This is a genomic window from uncultured Mycobacterium sp. (assembly GCF_964249325.1).
Classification (GTDB): Bacteria; Actinomycetota; Actinomycetes; order Mycobacteriales; family Mycobacteriaceae; genus Mycobacterium.
Map to the genome: position 1 here is coordinate 1 of NZ_CAXUCH010000090.1, position 16,373 is coordinate 16,373.

At 66.2% G+C, this 16,373-nt stretch carries 14 protein-coding genes and 1 pseudogene; 8 read left to right on the forward strand and 7 right to left on the reverse strand.

The features are described 5' to 3' along the window. Nucleotides 1-71: 71 nt before the first annotated feature. The 3 genes from ACFE99_RS13085 to ACFE99_RS13095 all read right to left on the reverse strand — a co-directional run bounded on the left by ACFE99_RS13085 (nucleotide 72) and on the right by ACFE99_RS13095 (nucleotide 1,977). Entirely contained in the window at nucleotides 72-407 is a 336-nt protein-coding gene (locus tag ACFE99_RS13085; protein WP_375485902.1) for a VOC family protein, read from the reverse strand. A 74-nt stretch (nucleotides 408-481) separates the two neighbouring features. Continuing rightward, a complete protein-coding gene (locus tag ACFE99_RS13090) occupies nucleotides 482-1,366 on the reverse strand; it encodes an SDR family NAD(P)-dependent oxidoreductase (protein WP_375485904.1) in 885 nt (294 codons plus the stop codon). Next, nucleotides 1,363-1,977: a TetR/AcrR family transcriptional regulator gene (locus ACFE99_RS13095; protein ID WP_375485906.1), complete on the reverse strand. Its 615-nt coding sequence runs from the start codon at nucleotides 1,975-1,977 to the stop codon at nucleotides 1,363-1,365. Before ACFE99_RS13095 ends, ACFE99_RS13090 begins: the two co-directional genes overlap by 4 nt. Before the next feature lie 44 nt (nucleotides 1,978-2,021). Here ACFE99_RS13095 and ACFE99_RS13100 point away from each other — a divergent pair, with 44 nt between their 5' ends. Further along, a complete protein-coding gene (locus tag ACFE99_RS13100; protein WP_375485908.1) occupies nucleotides 2,022-3,146 on the forward strand; it encodes a phosphotransferase family protein in 1,125 nt (374 codons plus the stop codon). Further along, nucleotides 3,146-4,261 carry a hypothetical protein gene (locus ACFE99_RS13105; protein WP_375485910.1) on the forward strand — a complete coding sequence of 372 codons (1,116 nt, stop codon included), beginning with the start codon at nucleotides 3,146-3,148 and terminating at the stop codon, nucleotides 4,259-4,261. The genes ACFE99_RS13100 and ACFE99_RS13105 overlap by 1 nt, the downstream gene beginning before the upstream one ends. Nucleotides 4,262-4,263: 2 nt before the next feature. Here ACFE99_RS13105 and ACFE99_RS13110 read toward each other — a convergent pair whose 3' ends face one another. Then, complete coding sequence (locus tag ACFE99_RS13110; protein WP_375485912.1) at nucleotides 4,264-5,745, reverse strand: flavin-containing monooxygenase; 1,482 nt, start codon at nucleotides 5,743-5,745, stop codon at nucleotides 4,264-4,266. A gap of 73 nt (nucleotides 5,746-5,818) precedes the next feature. Here ACFE99_RS13110 and ACFE99_RS13115 point away from each other — a divergent pair. Next, nucleotides 5,819-6,770, forward strand: a pseudogene (locus ACFE99_RS13115) (NADPH:quinone oxidoreductase family protein). Nucleotides 6,771-6,808: 38 nt separating this feature from the next. Next, nucleotides 6,809-8,149: a flavin monoamine oxidase family protein gene (locus ACFE99_RS13120; RefSeq protein ID WP_375485914.1), complete on the forward strand. Its 1,341-nt coding sequence runs from the start codon at nucleotides 6,809-6,811 to the stop codon at nucleotides 8,147-8,149. On the opposite strand, the gene ACFE99_RS13125 is transcribed toward ACFE99_RS13120, so the two are convergent. Beyond that, the gene (locus ACFE99_RS13125; protein WP_375485916.1) at nucleotides 8,144-9,115 is read right to left on the reverse strand and encodes an alpha/beta fold hydrolase; all 972 of its coding nucleotides are present in this window, start codon (nucleotides 9,113-9,115) and stop codon (nucleotides 8,144-8,146) included. The two genes, ACFE99_RS13120 and ACFE99_RS13125, sit on opposite strands and share 6 nt — an antisense overlap. Before the next feature lie 246 nt (nucleotides 9,116-9,361). On the opposite strand from ACFE99_RS13125, the gene rfaE2 reads away from it, so the two are divergent. Further along, a complete protein-coding gene (gene rfaE2, locus ACFE99_RS13130; protein WP_375485918.1) occupies nucleotides 9,362-10,816 on the forward strand; it encodes a D-glycero-beta-D-manno-heptose 1-phosphate adenylyltransferase in 1,455 nt (484 codons plus the stop codon). Here rfaE2 and ACFE99_RS13135 read toward each other — a convergent pair. Continuing rightward, nucleotides 10,813-11,928 (reverse strand): glycosyltransferase family 9 protein, encoded by a 1,116-nt coding sequence (locus ACFE99_RS13135; protein WP_375485920.1) that lies wholly within the window; start codon nucleotides 11,926-11,928, stop codon nucleotides 10,813-10,815. The genes rfaE2 and ACFE99_RS13135 overlap by 4 nt on opposite strands. 183 nt (nucleotides 11,929-12,111) lie before the next feature. On the opposite strand from ACFE99_RS13135, the gene ACFE99_RS13140 reads away from it, so the two are divergent. Further along, on the forward strand, nucleotides 12,112-13,737 hold the full coding sequence (locus ACFE99_RS13140) for an LCP family protein (RefSeq protein WP_375485922.1): 1,626 nt from the start codon (nucleotides 12,112-12,114) through the stop codon (nucleotides 13,735-13,737). A 419-nt stretch (nucleotides 13,738-14,156) separates the two neighbouring features. Here the strand turns inward: ACFE99_RS13140 and ACFE99_RS13145 are convergent, their stop codons facing one another. Then, on the reverse strand, nucleotides 14,157-14,588 hold the full coding sequence (locus ACFE99_RS13145; protein ID WP_375485924.1) for a sigma factor-like helix-turn-helix DNA-binding protein: 432 nt from the start codon (nucleotides 14,586-14,588) through the stop codon (nucleotides 14,157-14,159). Nucleotides 14,589-14,713: 125 nt separating this feature from the next. Between ACFE99_RS13145 and ACFE99_RS13150 the strand changes: the two genes are divergently transcribed. Then, nucleotides 14,714-15,373 (forward strand): TetR/AcrR family transcriptional regulator, encoded by a 660-nt coding sequence (locus ACFE99_RS13150; RefSeq protein ID WP_375485926.1) that lies wholly within the window; start codon nucleotides 14,714-14,716, stop codon nucleotides 15,371-15,373. 336 nt (nucleotides 15,374-15,709) lie between these two features. Then, nucleotides 15,710-16,201 (forward strand): hypothetical protein, encoded by a 492-nt coding sequence (locus ACFE99_RS13155; RefSeq protein WP_375485928.1) that lies wholly within the window; start codon nucleotides 15,710-15,712, stop codon nucleotides 16,199-16,201. The last annotated feature ends 172 nt before the right edge of the window (nucleotides 16,202-16,373 follow it).

The window sequence follows — 16,373 nt, forward strand, 5'->3', positions numbered from 1 at the left end:
CCCACCACCCCGAAGAACTTCTGCGCGGAGACCCCGATCCCCCCGACGACGATGAAAAGTGAGCAGGTGCCTTAGCCTTTGGGCCGCCACACCCCGAACCGATTACCGTGCGGGTCCTGGAGATGGGCGAACTCGAGGGGGCCGTTGTCGGTGAACGGCACCACGACCGTGGCGCCAAGCTCCGTGGCCTTGTCGATGGTGGCGTGCACGTCGTCGACTTGGACATAGAAGATGGCCCAGGAGCCGCCGCCCATGGTCGAGGTGTCCCAGACGCCGCCTTTGTCGCCGTCGATCATGCGGTAGTCGCCGGAGTCGCCGATCTGCCAGTTGAACAATGTGCCGTAGAAAGCGGTCGTAGCGCCGACATCGGGTGTGCCGACCTCGAAATAGTTCACGGCGTTGGCCATGGTGGGCGTCCTTTCGTCCGATGGATTGGGTGAACGTCGTGAGTATTGCGCGCTGGTATGACAACCATGCACCGTCAGTGCGAGGCGACGGTGTGCTGGTAAGGCCGGAAGCTGCCGTCGAGAACCTGCAAGTGCCCGATTGTGCGCCCGGTGACCTGCTGAGCATCCACAAGCGCCAGACGCACCGCTGCTTGCGCGAATTCGTCAGCGGAGGCCACCTCGTCGAACTCGCGGGCATAGTAGGCAAGACCAGGAGTGAGGATCGGCTTCGACGGTGCCAGCGCATTCACCGCGATGTTGCGGTCCTGCAGGTCGAAGGCCGCGCATTGGGTCAGGTGCTCCAGCGCAGCCTTCGATCCGCCGTAGCCGGGCAGCACGCCGCCGCTGCGGTCGTCGTACGGCCCGTCGCCGGGCAGCCGCGAGGCGACAGAAGTGATGTCGACGATGGAGCCTAAGCCAGCGGCAAGCATGTCCGGACACACCAGCTGCATCAACTCATAAGCCGCGAACACCGCGATTTCGAAATGCCGGCGATACGCGCTTAGCGGTGTGCCGAGGAACGGTGGCCAGTCCGGTTTGGCCCTGTTAGGAGCGGCGTGCACCGGCTTGGGGCGGGCCTCCTCCCCCGGCCTGGACGGGCGGCCGGGCGCCGTGAACGCCGCATTGTTGACGAGGATGGTGATGGGGCCCAAGGCTTCTCGGGACTGGTTGACCAGCCGAGCGATGTCGTCGCGGTCGAGCAGGTCGGCCCGAATGGCCACCGCATGCCTGCCCGCAGCCTCGATGTCGGCAACGGTTTCGCCGATAGTGCCGGGCAGCCGGTTGTCCCATACCTGCTCGGTACGTCCGACGTCCGCAACCGCAGCGCCTTCGGCCGCGAGCGCCAACGCGATCGCCCGGCCCAGTCCGCGGCTCGCGCCGGTGACGATCGCGGCGCGCCCGTCGAGTCGCCTTCTCACCGCACTGACCCTACTTTGACGCCGTGGACCACGATCGCGCTCGTTTGATCCACCCACGCGTCGTCCAGCTCTTCGTCCGGGCGCAGCAGCAGCCGCAATAGCGTCGCTCCCCCGATCAGCTCGATCAGCCGGTCCGGGTCGACGTCGGGATGCACCTCGCCACGCTCGACGCCGTCACGCAATCGGCGCCGCACAGCGGCGAACAGGTCGGCGAAGCGTGACATCACCCGTGCATTGAGCTCGGAGTCGGCGGTCATGTCGGCGACCAGCCCGGTCAGCGCGGCTCGCACCACCGGGCTGGTGAACACGTCGCGGGTGGCCGCGAGCATCGCCCGAACGTCAGCGGCCACGTCGCCCGCCGGTGCGGCCAGCGCGGTTGGCGCTGCGGGGAAGGCGGCCTCGTGCACCAGTTCGGCCTTGCTGGACCACCGGCGATACAGCGCTGTCTTGGTGGTTCCGGCGCGCTCGGCCACGGCCGCCAGCGTGAGGTTCGAATAGCCGATTTGCACAAGCAGTTCCGCGGTGGCCGCCAATATGGCAGCGTCGATACGTGGATCCCTGGGGCGTCCGGCGCCGGGGGCCTTGTCAACCGTCGACGGGTCTGCTTTCATAACGCTACCCACCGTATCGTAATTGCCTCGTCGAGGAGGCGTCTGTGCCAACTGAACCGGCGATCGACAATGTCAGCCGACTCCAACGTTCCAGCCGCGACGTCACCAGCCTGCCCGCGCTCCTGTCGCGCTGGCTGTCGACCGTACTGCCCGGCGGCGTGACGCCGGAGGTCACCGTGGAAAGCGGCGTGGATGCGACGGGGATGTCGTCGGAAACCATTATCTTCACCGCGCGCTGGCAGCAGGACGGACAGCCGATCGACCAGAAGCTGGTAGCACGAGTGGCCCCCACCGCCGCTGACGTGCCGGTGTTCCCGTCGTATCGGCTGGACCACCAGTTCGACGTGATCCGCAAAGTCGGTGAGCTCACCGACATCCCGGTGCCTCGGGTGCGCTGGCTCGAGCCCAGCGGCGACGTGCTGGGAACACCTTTCTTTGTCATGGATTACGTCGAGGGTCAGGTGCCGCCCGACGTCATGCCGTACACGTTTGGTAACAACTGGTTCGCCGACGCGCCAGCCGAGCGCCAACGCGAACTGCAGGACTCCACCGTTGCGGTGTTGGCCATGCTGCACTCGATTCCGAACGCAGACAAGACGTTTGGATTCCTGTCCAGCGGTACCGCGCTGCGCCGCCACTTCGACTGGGTGCGGTCCTGGTACGACTTCGCAGTCGCCGATATCGGGCGCTCGCCGCTGCTGGAACGCGCGTTCGCTTGGTTGCAGGCGCAGTGGCCCGACGAGGCGGCGGCGGGCGAGACCGTGTTGCTGTGGGGCGACGCCCGGATCGGCAATGTGCTGTATCGCGATTTCCGGCCGGTGGCGGTGCTGGACTGGGAAATGGTGACGCTGGGGCCGCGTGAACTCGATGTGGCGTGGATGATCTTCGCGCACATGGTGTTCCAGGAGCTCGCCGCTCTGGCCACGCTGCCGGGCCTGCCCGAGGTGTTGCGGGAGGACGACGTTCGCGCCACCTATCGGCGGCTCACCGGAGTCGAACTCGGCGACCTGCACTGGTTTTACGTGTATTCGGCCGTGATGTGGGCATGTGTGTTCATGCGGACCGGTGCGCGGCGCGTCCACTTCGGTGAGGTCGATAAACCCGACGATGTGGAATCGCTGTTCTACCACGCTTCGCTGCTGAAACGCCTTATCGGAGAGGACCATTGATGCTCGGACCACTTGACGAGTTCCCGGTACATCAGCTTCCGCAGCCGATTGCGTGGCCGGGTTCGTCCGACCGCAACTTCTACGACCGCTCCTACCTCAACGCCCACGACCGCACCGGCGACATCTTCCTGATCACCGGAATCGGCTACTACCCCAACCTCGGCGTCAAGGACGCCTTCCTGCTGATCCGCCGCGGCGACACCCAGACGGCGGTGCACCTCTCCGACGCCATCGACCAGGACCGGCTCAACCAGCACGTCGGCGGCTACCGGATCGAGGTGATGGAGCCGCTGCGGCAACTGCGGGTGATTCTCGAGGAAACCGAGGGTATCGCGGTCGATTTGACCTGGCGGGGCCTGTTCGACGTGGTTCAGGAACAGCCGCACGTGCTGCGCTCGGGTAACCGGATCACCCTTGACGCGCAACGGTTCGCTCAGCTGGGCAGTTGGAGCGGCCGGATCGCCGTGGATGGTGAGGAGATCACCGTGGATCCCGCGACGTGGATCGGCAGCCGCGATCGGTCTTGGGGCATTCGGCCGGTCGGCGAACCGGAACCGGCGGGCCGGCCCGCTGACCCGCCGTTCGAGGGCATGTGGTGGCTGTACATGCCGATGGCGTTCGACGACTTCGCCGTCGTGCTGATAATTCAGGAGGAGCCCAACGGGTTTCGCTCGCTCAACGACTGCACCCGGATCTGGCGCGACGGCCGCGTCGAACAGCTCGGCTGGCCGCGAGTGAGCACAAGCTACCGCTCCGGCACGCGCATTCCGACCGGGGCGACGATCGAGGCAAGCACCCCCGACGGCACACCGGTACGCTTCGACGTCGAATCCAAACTGCCGGTGCCCATCCACGTCGGCGGCGGCTACGGCGGAGATTCGGATTGGCTGCACGGCATGTGGAAGGGCGAGAAGTTCACCGAGCGGCTCACCTACGACATGTCCGACCCGGCGATCATCGCGCGGTCAGGGTTCGGGGTGATCGACCATGTGGGCCGTGCGCTGTGCCGCGACGGTGACGGCGAGCTAGTCGAGGGCTGGGGGCTCTACGAGCACGGAGTGCTCGGCCGACACGACCCATCGGGCTTCAAAGACTGGCTGACGGTCGCGCCCTGAACTTAAGCGGATTGCCGCGCTTTGTCAGCCGTCGCGCAGCCGAAGACCATGTGGTCGTCGTCGATCGGGCGCAGCCGGTAGTCGAGCACGTCGCGCAGGAAGTCGTGGCTGACCACCCATGGCCGGCGGGTGCCCGACTTGGGCAGCACATCCAGGGCACGCAGCACGTACCCGGACTGCAAGTTCAATGTCGGCTGTTCCGGCATGTCGATGTCGCCGAGGTGCGGATAGGCGTGGGTGTAGCCGTGAGAGTTCATGTACTCCAATAGCTTTGCCACCGATTGCGCGGTCATGTCGGCGCCCAATGTCCATGACGCGTTGACGTAGCCCACACACCAGGCCGCGTTGGGGACGTCCTCCAACATGTGTCGCTTGTAGACGAAGCGATCGTGCGGGTTGATCTTTTCGCCATCGAGGCTGATCGTGATCCCGCCCAGCGCCTGCAGCTGCAGCCCAGTCGCGGTGATGATCACATCGGCGTCAAGGTGTCGACCGGACTTCAGCACGATGCCGGTGGCGTCCATGTGGTCAATGTGGTCGGTGACCACGTCGACCGCACCGTCGCTGATCAGCTTGTACAGGTCGGCGCCGACCAGGAAGCACAGCCGCTGGTCCCACGGGTTGTACGGCGGTTTGAAGTGGGTGTCGATGTCGTAGCCCTCGGGCAGGTTTCGCTCGGCGATGCGGCGAAGGTTACGCTTCATCACCTCCGGGGCACGGCGCGACACCTCCCACAACAGCACGGCGACGAGCGCGTTGCGCCAGCGCACAATCCAGTGAGCGACGTTCAGCGGCAACCATTTTCGGATCGCAACGGCCGTCGGCTCGACTTTGGGCGCGGAGATCATGTAGGACGGCGTGCGTTGCAGCATCGTGACATGGGCAGCCTGTTCGGACAGCGCGGGAATGAGGCTGACCGCGGTGGCGCCGCTGCCGATCACCACGCAGCGCTTGCCCGCGCAGTCCAGTGACTCCAGCCAATGCTGGGGATGCACCACCTCCCCGGTGAAGTCCTCGATTCCGGGAAATGTTGGTGTGTACGGGTTGTCGTAGTCGTAGTAGCCGGTAGCGAAGAACACGAACCGGCACTGGTAATTCTTGTCGACACCGCCTTGTTCGGTCCGAATTGTCCAGGTGTCGGTGTTCGAATCCCAGTCGGCAGAGCGGACGTAGGTGTTGAAACGGATGTGCTCGTCGATGTGATGCTTGCGGGCGGTCTCGGCCAGGTACTGCCAGATGTGCTCACCGTCGACGATCATCTCCTGGCGGGTCCACGGCTCCCAGGGGAAGCACAGCGTGTAGATGTCACTGTCGGACCGCACCCCCGGATAGCGGAACAGATCCCACGTCCCGCCGAGACGCCCGCGTCGCTCCAGGATCACGAAGCGAAGCTGCGGGTTACGCTCCCGGATCCGGTAGGCGGCACCAATCCCGGAGATACCGGCACCGATGATCACTACGTCGAAGAACGGCTCGTCGGTCATAGAGAAAGCTCCCTCGCCCGAGTGGTGGCTGCACCTACCAGACTAGGTTCACATCTGACAGGAAGAGGTGGCGATGCGCGCGGTACAGGTTTTCCGGCTCGACGGTCCCGAGGCGGTGCAGTTAGTTTAGGTGTACTAGGAGTTCTTCTATGGCGCCGTCGTCGTCGACGTATATGCGGCCGGTGTTGCGTTTCCCGACGCGCTACTGACCCGCGGCCTCTACCAGCACAAGCCGGAGCTGCCGTTTGTGCCCGGCGCCGAGGCGGCAGGCGTCGTGCGCAGTGCACCTGCGGGAGCGCACGTCAGCGCGGGTGATCGGGTGGCGGCGCTGACCATGCTCAGCGGCGGTATGGCGCAGGTCATCGCTTTGCCGCCGGAGCAGGTGTTCGCGTTGCCGGACACGGTGTCGTTCGAGGCCGGTGCCGGGATCCTGTTCAACGACCTCACCGTGCATTTCGCGTTGACCCAACGCGGCCGGCTGGCCAACGGTGAGACGGTGTTGGTGCACGGCGCGGCCGGTGGCATCGGCACGTCGGCGCTGCGGCTGGCGCCCGCACTGGGCGCGGCGCGGACCATCGCGGTGGTCAGCACGCAGGACAAGGCCGACATCGCCAGGGCGGCCGGGGCCACCGACGTGGTGCTGGCCGACGGGTTCAAAGACGCGGTGCGGGAAATGACTGGTGGACGCGGAGTCGACATCGTGGTAGATCCCGTCGGCGGTGACCGGTTCACCGATTCCCTGCGGTCGCTGGCCCGTGGAGGCCGGCTGCTGGTGGTGGGGTTCACCGGCGGCGCCATTCCGCCCCACCACCCTTGCCGGGGGGGGGGGGGGGGGGGGCGCCGGGGCGATGTCGCATCCGGGTTATCTCGCCCGCCAGTGGTCGGAGCTGCAGCCCCTGCTGGCGGCGGGCACGATTGCGCCGCCGCAGCCGGAGGTCTACCCGTTGCAGCGGGCCGCTGACGCGATCGCGGCGCTGGAGAATCGCTCCGCCAAGGGCAAGGTCGTGCTCAGGATGCGCGACTAGCGCCTGCGCAGCCGCCGGTATGCGGTTGACTAGCGGGCATGCCGCAGTGGGATGTCGACGTCGTGGTGGTGGGCGCTGGTTTCGCCGGGCTCACCGCGGCACGTGAGCTGGCGCGCCGCGGCCACGACGTGCTGGTGCTCGAGGGCCGTGACCGGGTCGGCGGACGCTCCCGCACCGGGGCCGTCGCGGGCGTACCCGTCGACCTCGGCGGCACCTTTGTCGGCCCGACCCAGGATGGGGTGCTGACGCTGGCCGCTGACCTCGGCATCCCGACGGTGCCCACCTACCACGACGGCGCCAACCAGATCCGCTGGCGCGGGCGGGTCCGGTCGTATCACGGGACTATCCCGAAGATGTCGCTGCCCGGACTCGTCGACATCGGCCGGGTGCGTTGGCAATTCGAACGCATCGCGCGCACGGTGCCGTTGGACGAGCCGTGGACCGCCCGGCGTGCGGCGCAACTGGACGGCCAGTCGCTGGGCGGCTGGCTGCGATCAGTGCACGCCGGCGCCACCGCACGTGACCTGCTGGCCATCATGGCCCGGGTCACCTGGGGCTGCCAACCCGACCAGGTCTCCATGCTGCACGCGGCCCGCTACGTTCGGGCTGCGGGTGGGCTGGACCGGCTGCTCGACGTCGAAGGCGGCGCCCAGCAGGACCGCTTCCCGGGCGGCACCCAGCAGATCGCCGAGAAGGCGGCCACCGAGCTCGGCGAGCGTGTGGTGGTAGGCGCCGCGGTCCACCGCATCGACCAGCACAGTGCCGGCGTGACGATCACGTGTGAAAAGGGCCGGGCCGAGGCGCAATTCGTCATCATCGCGACCCCCCCGGCACACCGGGCGGCCATCGAGTTCGCTCCTCCGCTGCCCGCCGAATACCGGCAACTGGCCATGTGTTGGCCGCAGGGGCGGCTGAGCAAGGCCTACGTCGCCTACCCCACACCGTTTTGGCGGGCCAATGGATGCTCCGGGGAAGCCCTGTCCGACGAGGGCCCGGTGTTCATCACCTTTGACGTCAGCCCGCAGCCGGACGGGCCGGGCATCTTGTTGGGGTTCGCCGATGCCCGCACGTTCGATGGGCTGCCGCTCGACGAGCGCCGCCGCCGGGCACTGGCGTGCTTCGCCGCGCTGTTCGGCGAGGCAGCACTGCAGCCGCTCGACTATGTCGATCATCGTTGGGCCGCAGAGGAATTTGGGCCAGGCGGCCCGACTGCCGCGGTGCCGCCGGGTTCGTGGACCCGCTACGGGCCGTGGTTACGCCGCCCGGTGGGGAGTATTCACTGGGCCGGCACCGAAACAGCCGACGAATGGACCGGGTTTCTCGACGGCGCCGTGCGCTCCGGGCATCGGGCAGCCGCGGAAGTGGCCGGGCGGCTATGAGCTGATCCGCCGCACCCCGGTGGCTTTCGCGCCTGCCGCGGCCAGGGTCTGCAGCTGCCGGTTGACCTCGGCGGGGTGCTCGAGCATCGCGCAGTGGCCGCCGGGCAGTTCGACGAGGCCGACGAGATTCGGCGCTGAGCGAGCGATGCGGCGCGACTGGCTGATCGGGGTCAGCCGATCCCGTTCGCTGCCGATCACCAGCGTTGGCACCGTCAGCCCGGTCAGGCTGATGTGCCGTGGTCCCAACGCTTCGGCGAGCATCTTGGCGCAGCCGCCTCGTGCTGCCGGTGGCGTCGCGGTGAACAAGTCATAGATCAGCGCCGCAACCGCCGGGTCGGCGTCGGCGCCGACCGCCAGCATCGCGATGAAATCCCGGATCGGCCCGCGCATCAGACTGGGCGCCGCAAAACCACCGAACGTCGCGATCAGGCGTCGACCGGCCAGTACACGCGCCGCCGCGAGCTGCCGGGGAAGCGGCACCAGGTTCACCTTGCGCACCAGGTCACCGGTCGTGGTGTTGATCAACGCAACCGCGTCGGCGCGGTGCTCGACCTTGTGACGGTAGAGGTCTGACCAGGCGGCGATCGCGATGCCGCCCATCGAATGCCCTGCGAGCACGGCACGCTCCCCCGGCGCCAGTGTGGCCTGCAGCACCGCGTCGACATCGGAGGCGAGGTGGCTGAGGCTGTAACCGCCACGCGGAGGCGCGCCGCTGCGTCCATGGCCGCGATGGTCGAACGCGATCACCCGGTAGTCGCCGGCCAGGTCGGCGATCTGGTATCCCCACACCCGGATCGCGCAGGTAATGCCGTGTGCCAGCACAATCGGATAGCCGTCCGGCGCCCCGAACACCTGGGTATGCAACCGGGTACCGTCAGCGGCCCGGACCTTGACGGTGCGGCTGGGCGGCAGCACCTCAGGCAGCGCACCTGGTGTGCTGCCTCGCACCGATCGCCGAGTAGTCATCGCCGCTCTCCCTAGATGCGGCGACATTGCCGCACCATGATGCCGGCAGTCTAGCCGGGGAACTGGGTGGGAAGTGTTAGATCACTAAACGACCCGCCGATGCGCCCTTCCCGCACCAACCGGCTGCCAAACATGGTTCCGCGGCAAGCCACGGGTTTCGGCTAGCGGTGAGACGGAAACTCACAGGCTTGACGTGCCGGGCCCGAGCCCGCTGACCGGCCTCCACAGATGCCGGAGGGATATGCGATGCGGCACCCACACAATTCGCCGAACCCGCCGCCCCGCGTGGTGGTGCTCGGCGACAGCATGCTCGACGTATGGCTGTCCGGGACGTGTCGGCGACTTTCCCGGGAAGGCCCGGCTGCGGTAGTGGACGTCGAAAAATCCAGTGTTCATCCGGGCGCGGCCGCCAACACCGCGGCCAATCTCGCCGCGCTTGGCGCCCAGACCGAGATCGTGACCCTCATCGGCGACGACGATGTGGGCGCCGCGCTGCTGCGCGAATTGCACCGCCACGGTGTCGGCACCGAGCATGCGGTGACCGCGGCCGCACGCGCAACGCCTAGCAAAAGCCGCGTCGTCGCGGCCAATCGCGTGCTGCTGCGCTTCGACCAAGGCGATCCGCGCCCGGCCGCGGCGGGCGAAGCGCGCCAGCTGGCCGACGGGCTCACTGCCGCGCTGAGTGCCGCGGACGCGCTGGTGATCTGCGACTATCGCGGCGACGTCGCGCATTCTCACGTGTTCGCCGCCCTCGATGCGGTGCGCCACCAGTTGCCGCTGCTGGTCGTCGACGGCCACCGCCTGGGCGCGTGGCGGTCGGTGCGGCCGGACGTGGCGACACCCAGCGCTGCCGAGTCGATGGCGCTGTTGCCCGACGCGAAACCGGCCGGTCAGCCGCGGGCCGACTTCTTTCTCACGCACCGTCGCCAGCTGGCGGACGCGACAGGGGCGGGCACGGTCGTGGTCACCCTCGACAGCGAGGGCGTAGTGCTGCTGGACGGCGACCGCCCGCCATACCACACCGCCGCCCAGCGTGCGCCGGAGGAGAACTGCGCCGGCGCAGGCGACACCTTCGCCGCCGCGATGACGGTCGGCCTGCTGCAGGGGATGTCAGCTGAGCGGGCCACCGAGTACGGGCAGCGCGCTGCCGACGTCGTCACCGCCCAACCCGGCACGTCGGTGTGTTCCAAAGCCGAGCTCGACGAGCGGATGGACGCCAGCAGCGGAGCGCCTATTTCATCGGATGAGTTGGCGCGCAGGGTTGCTCGCCACCGCAGTGCCGGGGACCGGATCGTGTTTACCAACGGCTGCTTCGACGTGCTGCACCGCGGCCATGTCGCCTATCTCAAGCAAGCCAGGCAGGCCGGGGACGTGCTGATCGTGGCAATCAACAGCGACCGAAGCGTGCGTCGACTCAAGGGCTGGACGCGGCCGATCAATAGTGAGATCGACCGGGCGGCGGTGCTCGGCGAGTTGAGTTGCGTGGACTATGTGACGGTGTTCGACGACGACACACCGGCGTCGCTGATCCAGCGACTGCGGCCAGAGATCTACGTCAAGGGCGGCGACTACACCGCCGAGATGCTGCCCGAGACGCCCGTAGTCCGCAGCTACGGCGGCGAGGTGCGCACGGTGGGTTACGTCGCGAATCATTCGACCACTGAGACGATTGCGCGGATCCGGGCGTCCGCTGACTGCTAACACGACAAGTCGCGCAGCTCCTTCATCACCGCGTCCGGTGAAATGTCGGCCACGAACGAAACGTCGTGATTGCAGGGCTCAGCAGAAACACAATCCCGGTCGCACACGGGGCAGCGGCTGGTCCACGACATCAGCACCCGATCTCGGGAGCGCCCGAAGGGGGCGTAGTGAAAGACGTTGGGCAGCCAGAAGATTCCCACCGTCGCTGTGCCGACGGCCTTCGCCAAGTGACGAACTCCGCTGTCGTTGCCCACCAGAACGTCGCAGCGGGCCAATACTCCGCACAGCGCCGAAAGATCCAGTTCGCTCAACACGGCAACAGCATCGGTGTCCGCGCAAGACAACGTCGCGCGCGCCAGCTCGGCGATGTCGCCCATCAGCTCCTGCTCGCGCGGTGTGCCCACGATGACCACGCGGGCGCCGTCGTTCACGCACCGGCTCACCACTGTCGCGAAATGCCCTGCCGGCCAACGACGCCGAGCGTCGCGAGCGCCTGCGTGCACAGCAACCACCAGACCGGAAGACCACGGCATAAGCTGCTCGGCGCGCCGGCGGTCGGCGTCGGTAACCGCGATCGACGGTTCCAGCCTGACCGGCGGCGCACCGGCCAGCCCGGCGACTTCCAGCCAGCGCAGCACCTCATGCTGATAGAGCCGGTAGGGAATCCAGCGGGTGAGCGGCTCGGCGTCGTCGGCGCGCGCTCCGACCGTCCATTTGGGCCGCAGGCTTTTGACAAACGGATTCGACGATCCACCGCCGCCGTGTAGTTGGACACCCAAGTCGATCGGGTGGCGTCGGATCCAGTCCCAGAACCCGTCCTCAGCCGGCGGGTCGCCTCCGTCGTTGGCAGGGTTGTAGATGCCCGGAACCGACGGTAGCGCCAGCGCCCGGCTCACCGGTGACGGCCGAGCGGTCAGGAGAGAGGTGTGCGGCGGCGCGCACAGCAGCACCAACTCGGCGTCGGGGTAGGCAGCTTTGAGCGCCTCCATCGCGGGAACCGCCATCAGCAGATCGCCCAGTCCACCGCCGCGCAGCACAGCGATCCGCCGCACATCAGGCCAGCGCTGTTCCGTCGGTCCCACCGCCATCGTCGGCACCGGCACGGTCGTCACCCTCCACTTGCTCCGCACAGTCGACCTGGTGAAGTCGCGTCGCTGCGGAGTGATGTGTGGCGGTTACCCGACAGGCGTCGCTCAGCAAACTCGACGCGACGGCGGCCCTCTTACCGGCGCACGGCCGCCACCTCGGCGAACAGCGATTAGAAGCGAGGCGACCTGGCTATTCTCCGATTCGTCATGACACATCGGGCGGACGCCACAGACGACGGAAAAGCTCGTTCACCGACGTCCGGGACCCACCATCGTCGGTACCGCAACCACTCCTTTGTGGTCGGCGCCAAGGTGCTCGCGGCGCTGGTGTCGACGGTGGTGATCGTCGTTACGGGCATCGGCTGGAGCGCCGATCGCGCGGCATCAGCTGGCATCACCACATCCGACGCGCTGGCCGGTGAGCCGGAATCGACCGGAAGTGAGCAAAACATCCTGATCATGGGGCTGGATAGTCGTCGCGACCAGCGAGGGCGGCCCCTGGCGCCAGACATCTATGAAGCGCTGCACGCAGGGGATGAAGATACCGGCGAGAACGACGCCGATGCCCTGATCCTGTTGCATTTGCCGACCGGAGACGCTCCGGCGACGGCGATCTCCATTCCCCGCGACGATTATGTCGACCTGGCTGGATGCCACAGGTCGGATTGCCGGGGCAAGGTCAAGGAGGCCTACCGTCTGGCCTACCAGGCCGTGATGGATGGCTCGGCCAACCCGCAGTCCGGCACCGCCGGGACGCCCGCGCAAGATCCCGCGGCCAAAGAACAAACGGCACGGGAGGCGGGCCGCAAAGCGGAGATCAGCACGGTCAGGCGGCTAATGCAAGTCCCGATCGACCACTTCGTCGAGGTCAGCCTGGTGGGCTTCTTTCAGATTGCCCGGGTGGTCGAACCCATCACTGTGTGCTTGAACGAGGACACCTCGGATCGCTATTACTCCGGGGCGGACTTTCATCGAGGCACCCAGCAGATAACTGCGGCGCAGGCGATGGCCTTCGTGCGGCAACGCCGCGACGCCGACAACGCGGCGTTCACCGACCTGGATCGAACGCGCCGCCAGCAGGCCTTCATCGCCTCGCTGGTAAGTGCGCTGCGTCGCAGCGCGGCGGTGTCCAACCCCGCGCAACTACACCGGCTCCTAGAGGTCGCGAAGCAAAACGCGGCCGTTGACGCCGGTTTCGACCTGGAAGGGTTCCTGCGCAACGCGTCGTCGCACCCGAATCGACCGGTCGCGCTCTACACGCTTCCTGTCACCGATTTCACCGAAACCTCAGACGGTGAAGACGTGAATGTCATTGACGTATCTGCTGTTCGCACCATCGTGCACAACCTGGTGGGCAACGATTCACTACCGGCAGGCGCCTCGACAAGCGACGGCGAGCCTGCGCTGCCGCCGACGGGCGGCGTCGCGCTCGACGTGGTCAACGCCTCCGGTAAAGAAGGAGCCGCTGCGGAGCTGGAAAAGTCTTTAGCGACAGGAGATTTCACGGCGGGGACGGTCAGCACTGCCGAGTCCACGAAGCAGAAAAGCTCGATTGCCTACGGGCCGGGCGCAAAGGCGGCCGCCGCAGAACTCGCGGACGAGTTGAACATCACGGCCACCGCCTCCGACACCGTCGCCCCCGACACCGTGCAACTGACCGTGGGAACCGATTTCACCAGCTTTGACTACCCCAATCACACGTCGGCATCGCCGACCACAACCACCACCGGGGAGCCCATCACCACGGTGCCCGCCACCGGCACCGGCACGCGAGAACCGACGCCTAACAACCTCACACGGATGACCGCCGATGACATTCCCTGCGTGAAGTGATATTGAAGGAATATGAAACGACTTGTGTTGAGCGCGATGCCCGCGGCCACTGTCGCACTCGCGGTTGCGACGATGATCTCGGCCGCACCCCTTGCCCACGCGCAAACCGATGTGGAGAACAACTGTAAAAGCTCCGGCGGCCAATATACGTCGCAGGAGGTACAACCTCACTGGGGTGCCGATCCTGTCCTCATCGAGACGTGCTGCACCGGTGGTGCCTCGGGGCAATGCACGACGTACCGCGACGGCGTGCCGGGGCCCACATACGGAGGAAGTTAGGGGAAAAGCCGACCCTGCCGGGAAGTGGCATTGCGTCCCGTAGGGGCCGATGACACAACTCTCCATGGAGTCGTTACAGATCTCCGATGGCTTTAACTGAGCGACCGAGTCGTCGATTTCCGTGGTCAGCCCGGCGTCGATCAACGGAACCGGCTGCGCGTGGTGGCGTCGCTTGATCGCAGGCTCACGCGCAACGCGTGCAATGCGCGATGTAATTCATGCTTGACCATGCCGTCACTAATCCTGAGCTCGGCGGCGATCTGGGACGTCGTCTGTCCGAGGTAGTAGGACCGGTAGATCATGGCGCGGTGCCGGTCGGACAACTGAGCCATCGCATTCCTTACCAGATGTGCGTTCAGGTTGATGCCGATCGCGGCTTGCGACGGGCCCCGCCGCGCCAGCTCCGTCCATGGACGACTCATCTGGTCCCCGATTGCTAGGTGCTGTGCCGTGGATCCGGCCGTAGCGTGCCGGTGAAAGCCGTCGTGGCGAGCCCGGTCGGGCGCCGGCAGCGGCGCACACAGTGTGGTCTCGGTGTGGTCTCGCTCGCAGCGCATGCTCGACGGCATCATCCCAGTTGACTCTTCGCGACCGACTCCCCGATTACAACTCGCTTAAGTTGCACGTCATGTATACATTCCGACTGGATCTGTGTCAATCGTGACATTACTGGGCTATCTGTCGTATCCTTAGCGTCATGCCGGAAGTGCCGAACTTTCAGGAAGAGGTCCGCCAGTTGCTGCGCGACCGGGTCCTGGATGCGGCGTACGAACTCGTGTGTGCGGAGGGCTGGCGCGCCGTGAATATGTCGCGCATCGCCGCCATGGTCGGCATCAGTCGACAAGTGCTGTACAAGGAGATCGGGGCGAAGCAGGCACTGGGCGAGGCCCTGGTTCAACGGGAGACCGACCGATTCATCACCGGGGTCATTTCGGCTATCAGGGCTCACCCCGACGACGTCGCGGCCGGCCTTGCCGCCGGCGCAGAATTCACCTTGCGCGCCAGTGACGAGGACGCGCTGGTGAAAGCAAGTATGGCCCGTGCGCGCGATGCGGAGGTCGGCCTGACCCCGTTACTGACCACCGGACCCAGTCCGATCTGGCGCCATGCGATGGATGCAATCGCGGCGGCTGTTCGTGAGTTCTACGAGCTTCCGGGTCCGGTCGACCGGCAGTTGAACTCGATCGTCGAAGTCGACGTCCGCTTGACATTCAGCCACATGTGGCAGCGCATGAGCACCATCGACGAGGCCGTCCAGCAGATCTACACAACCGTGCGCGCGTTGTCGGAGGCCGCCGCCAGCGGGGCCACCACTGCCCCAGATGGGGTGCCTAGCGCCGCGGGCATTCGGGCTTAAGACCTCAGTGGTCAGATAAGCGGACGGCGTTACGACGGCCGGTCACTTCTCAGTCGATCTCCGGCGGCGTTCAACGGCTGTCGCGCGACATAGTTGACGCCTTCCTAGGAGTGGCTAGCCAGCTACCTCTTAAGGCCGCAGCTCACTTGGTCGCCGCTCTGTCAGCTTCCCGGCGCAATTCAGCCGTGGCTTTAGCTTGCTCGCGCGGCTCAAACCTGGAGTAGCAATTTTGTTACCGACGTTTATCCCAACTGTCGCATGGATAACTCTAGTAACAGGGGTTGGCATGGCTGGACCCAGCACAACAACGAAGAAAGAGCGGAATGGAACATCGGCATGAACACTGTCCTGTACTTCAGCCCCACTGGCGTCGCCTATGAAACCCGTGCCTTCAGCAAGGCCGACATAGCTGATCTCGTTAACGACTGTGGTCTTGAAAGTCTGACCAGCACCGACGGACAATTCGATTTCTGGTTCACCCCGTCGACGCGGCGGTGCCAACGCCAGCCCAACCGTAGTGCTACTGAATTACTCTTGGCGACAACCAGATTCACGGCGAAGACGGTGCCGCTGCTGCGGGGCGGAGTGGTTGTCGCCACCCATGACTCAGACGGCGACCTCGACGGGCTCAGCTGGCAGCAGTTGGACCTCTTGGTTCAGCGCAGCCGCTCACTGACTAAGCGCGACGACCGAGTGCTCAGCCGCCGGATCATGCGGGAGCGTCGCCGTCAGCGGCGTCACATCGCGGAGGCCCGATGTGTGGCCCCTCGGCGGGACGCGGCTACAGCCGCTGGGCAGTCGGCCGGCCCTGTACTCATCTGGCACTGACGCCGTACGTGCTAGTGACCGACCGTCGGCCGTCAATGTCGGGCTGTCGTTCGGGACCAGTCGACACTGCTACTCCAACGGAAAAGCTCTGGACCTCATTGCAGGTTCGGAACTATTCCGTGTTGACCGGCACTCAGGGTGAGCATGATGGCGGCGTTGATGGTGAGGATGT

Bases quoted from the DNA above. Each gene is read 5' to 3' on its own strand.
- ACFE99_RS13095 (WP_375485906.1), bottom strand. From the start codon at position 1,977: ATGAAAGCAGACCCGTCGACGGTTGACAAGGCCCCCGGCGCCGGACGC.
- ACFE99_RS13105 (WP_375485910.1), top strand. From the start codon at position 3,146: ATGCTCGGACCACTTGACGAGTTCCCGGTACATCAGCTTCCGCAGCCG.
- ACFE99_RS13145 (WP_375485924.1), bottom strand. From the start codon at position 14,588: ATGATGCCGTCGAGCATGCGCTGCGAGCGAGACCACACCGAGACCACA.
- ACFE99_RS13125 (WP_375485916.1), bottom strand. From the start codon at position 9,115: ATGACTACTCGGCGATCGGTGCGAGGCAGCACACCAGGTGCGCTGCCT.
- ACFE99_RS13155 (WP_375485928.1), top strand. From the start codon at position 15,710: ATGAACACTGTCCTGTACTTCAGCCCCACTGGCGTCGCCTATGAAACC.
- rfaE2 (WP_375485918.1), top strand. From the start codon at position 9,362: ATGCGGCACCCACACAATTCGCCGAACCCGCCGCCCCGCGTGGTGGTG.
- ACFE99_RS13140 (WP_375485922.1), top strand. From the start codon at position 12,112: ATGACACATCGGGCGGACGCCACAGACGACGGAAAAGCTCGTTCACCG.
- ACFE99_RS13110 (WP_375485912.1), bottom strand. From the start codon at position 5,745: ATGACCGACGAGCCGTTCTTCGACGTAGTGATCATCGGTGCCGGTATC.
- ACFE99_RS13120 (WP_375485914.1), top strand. From the start codon at position 6,809: ATGCCGCAGTGGGATGTCGACGTCGTGGTGGTGGGCGCTGGTTTCGCC.
- ACFE99_RS13150 (WP_375485926.1), top strand. From the start codon at position 14,714: ATGCCGGAAGTGCCGAACTTTCAGGAAGAGGTCCGCCAGTTGCTGCGC.
- ACFE99_RS13085 (WP_375485902.1), bottom strand. From the start codon at position 407: ATGGCCAACGCCGTGAACTATTTCGAGGTCGGCACACCCGATGTCGGC.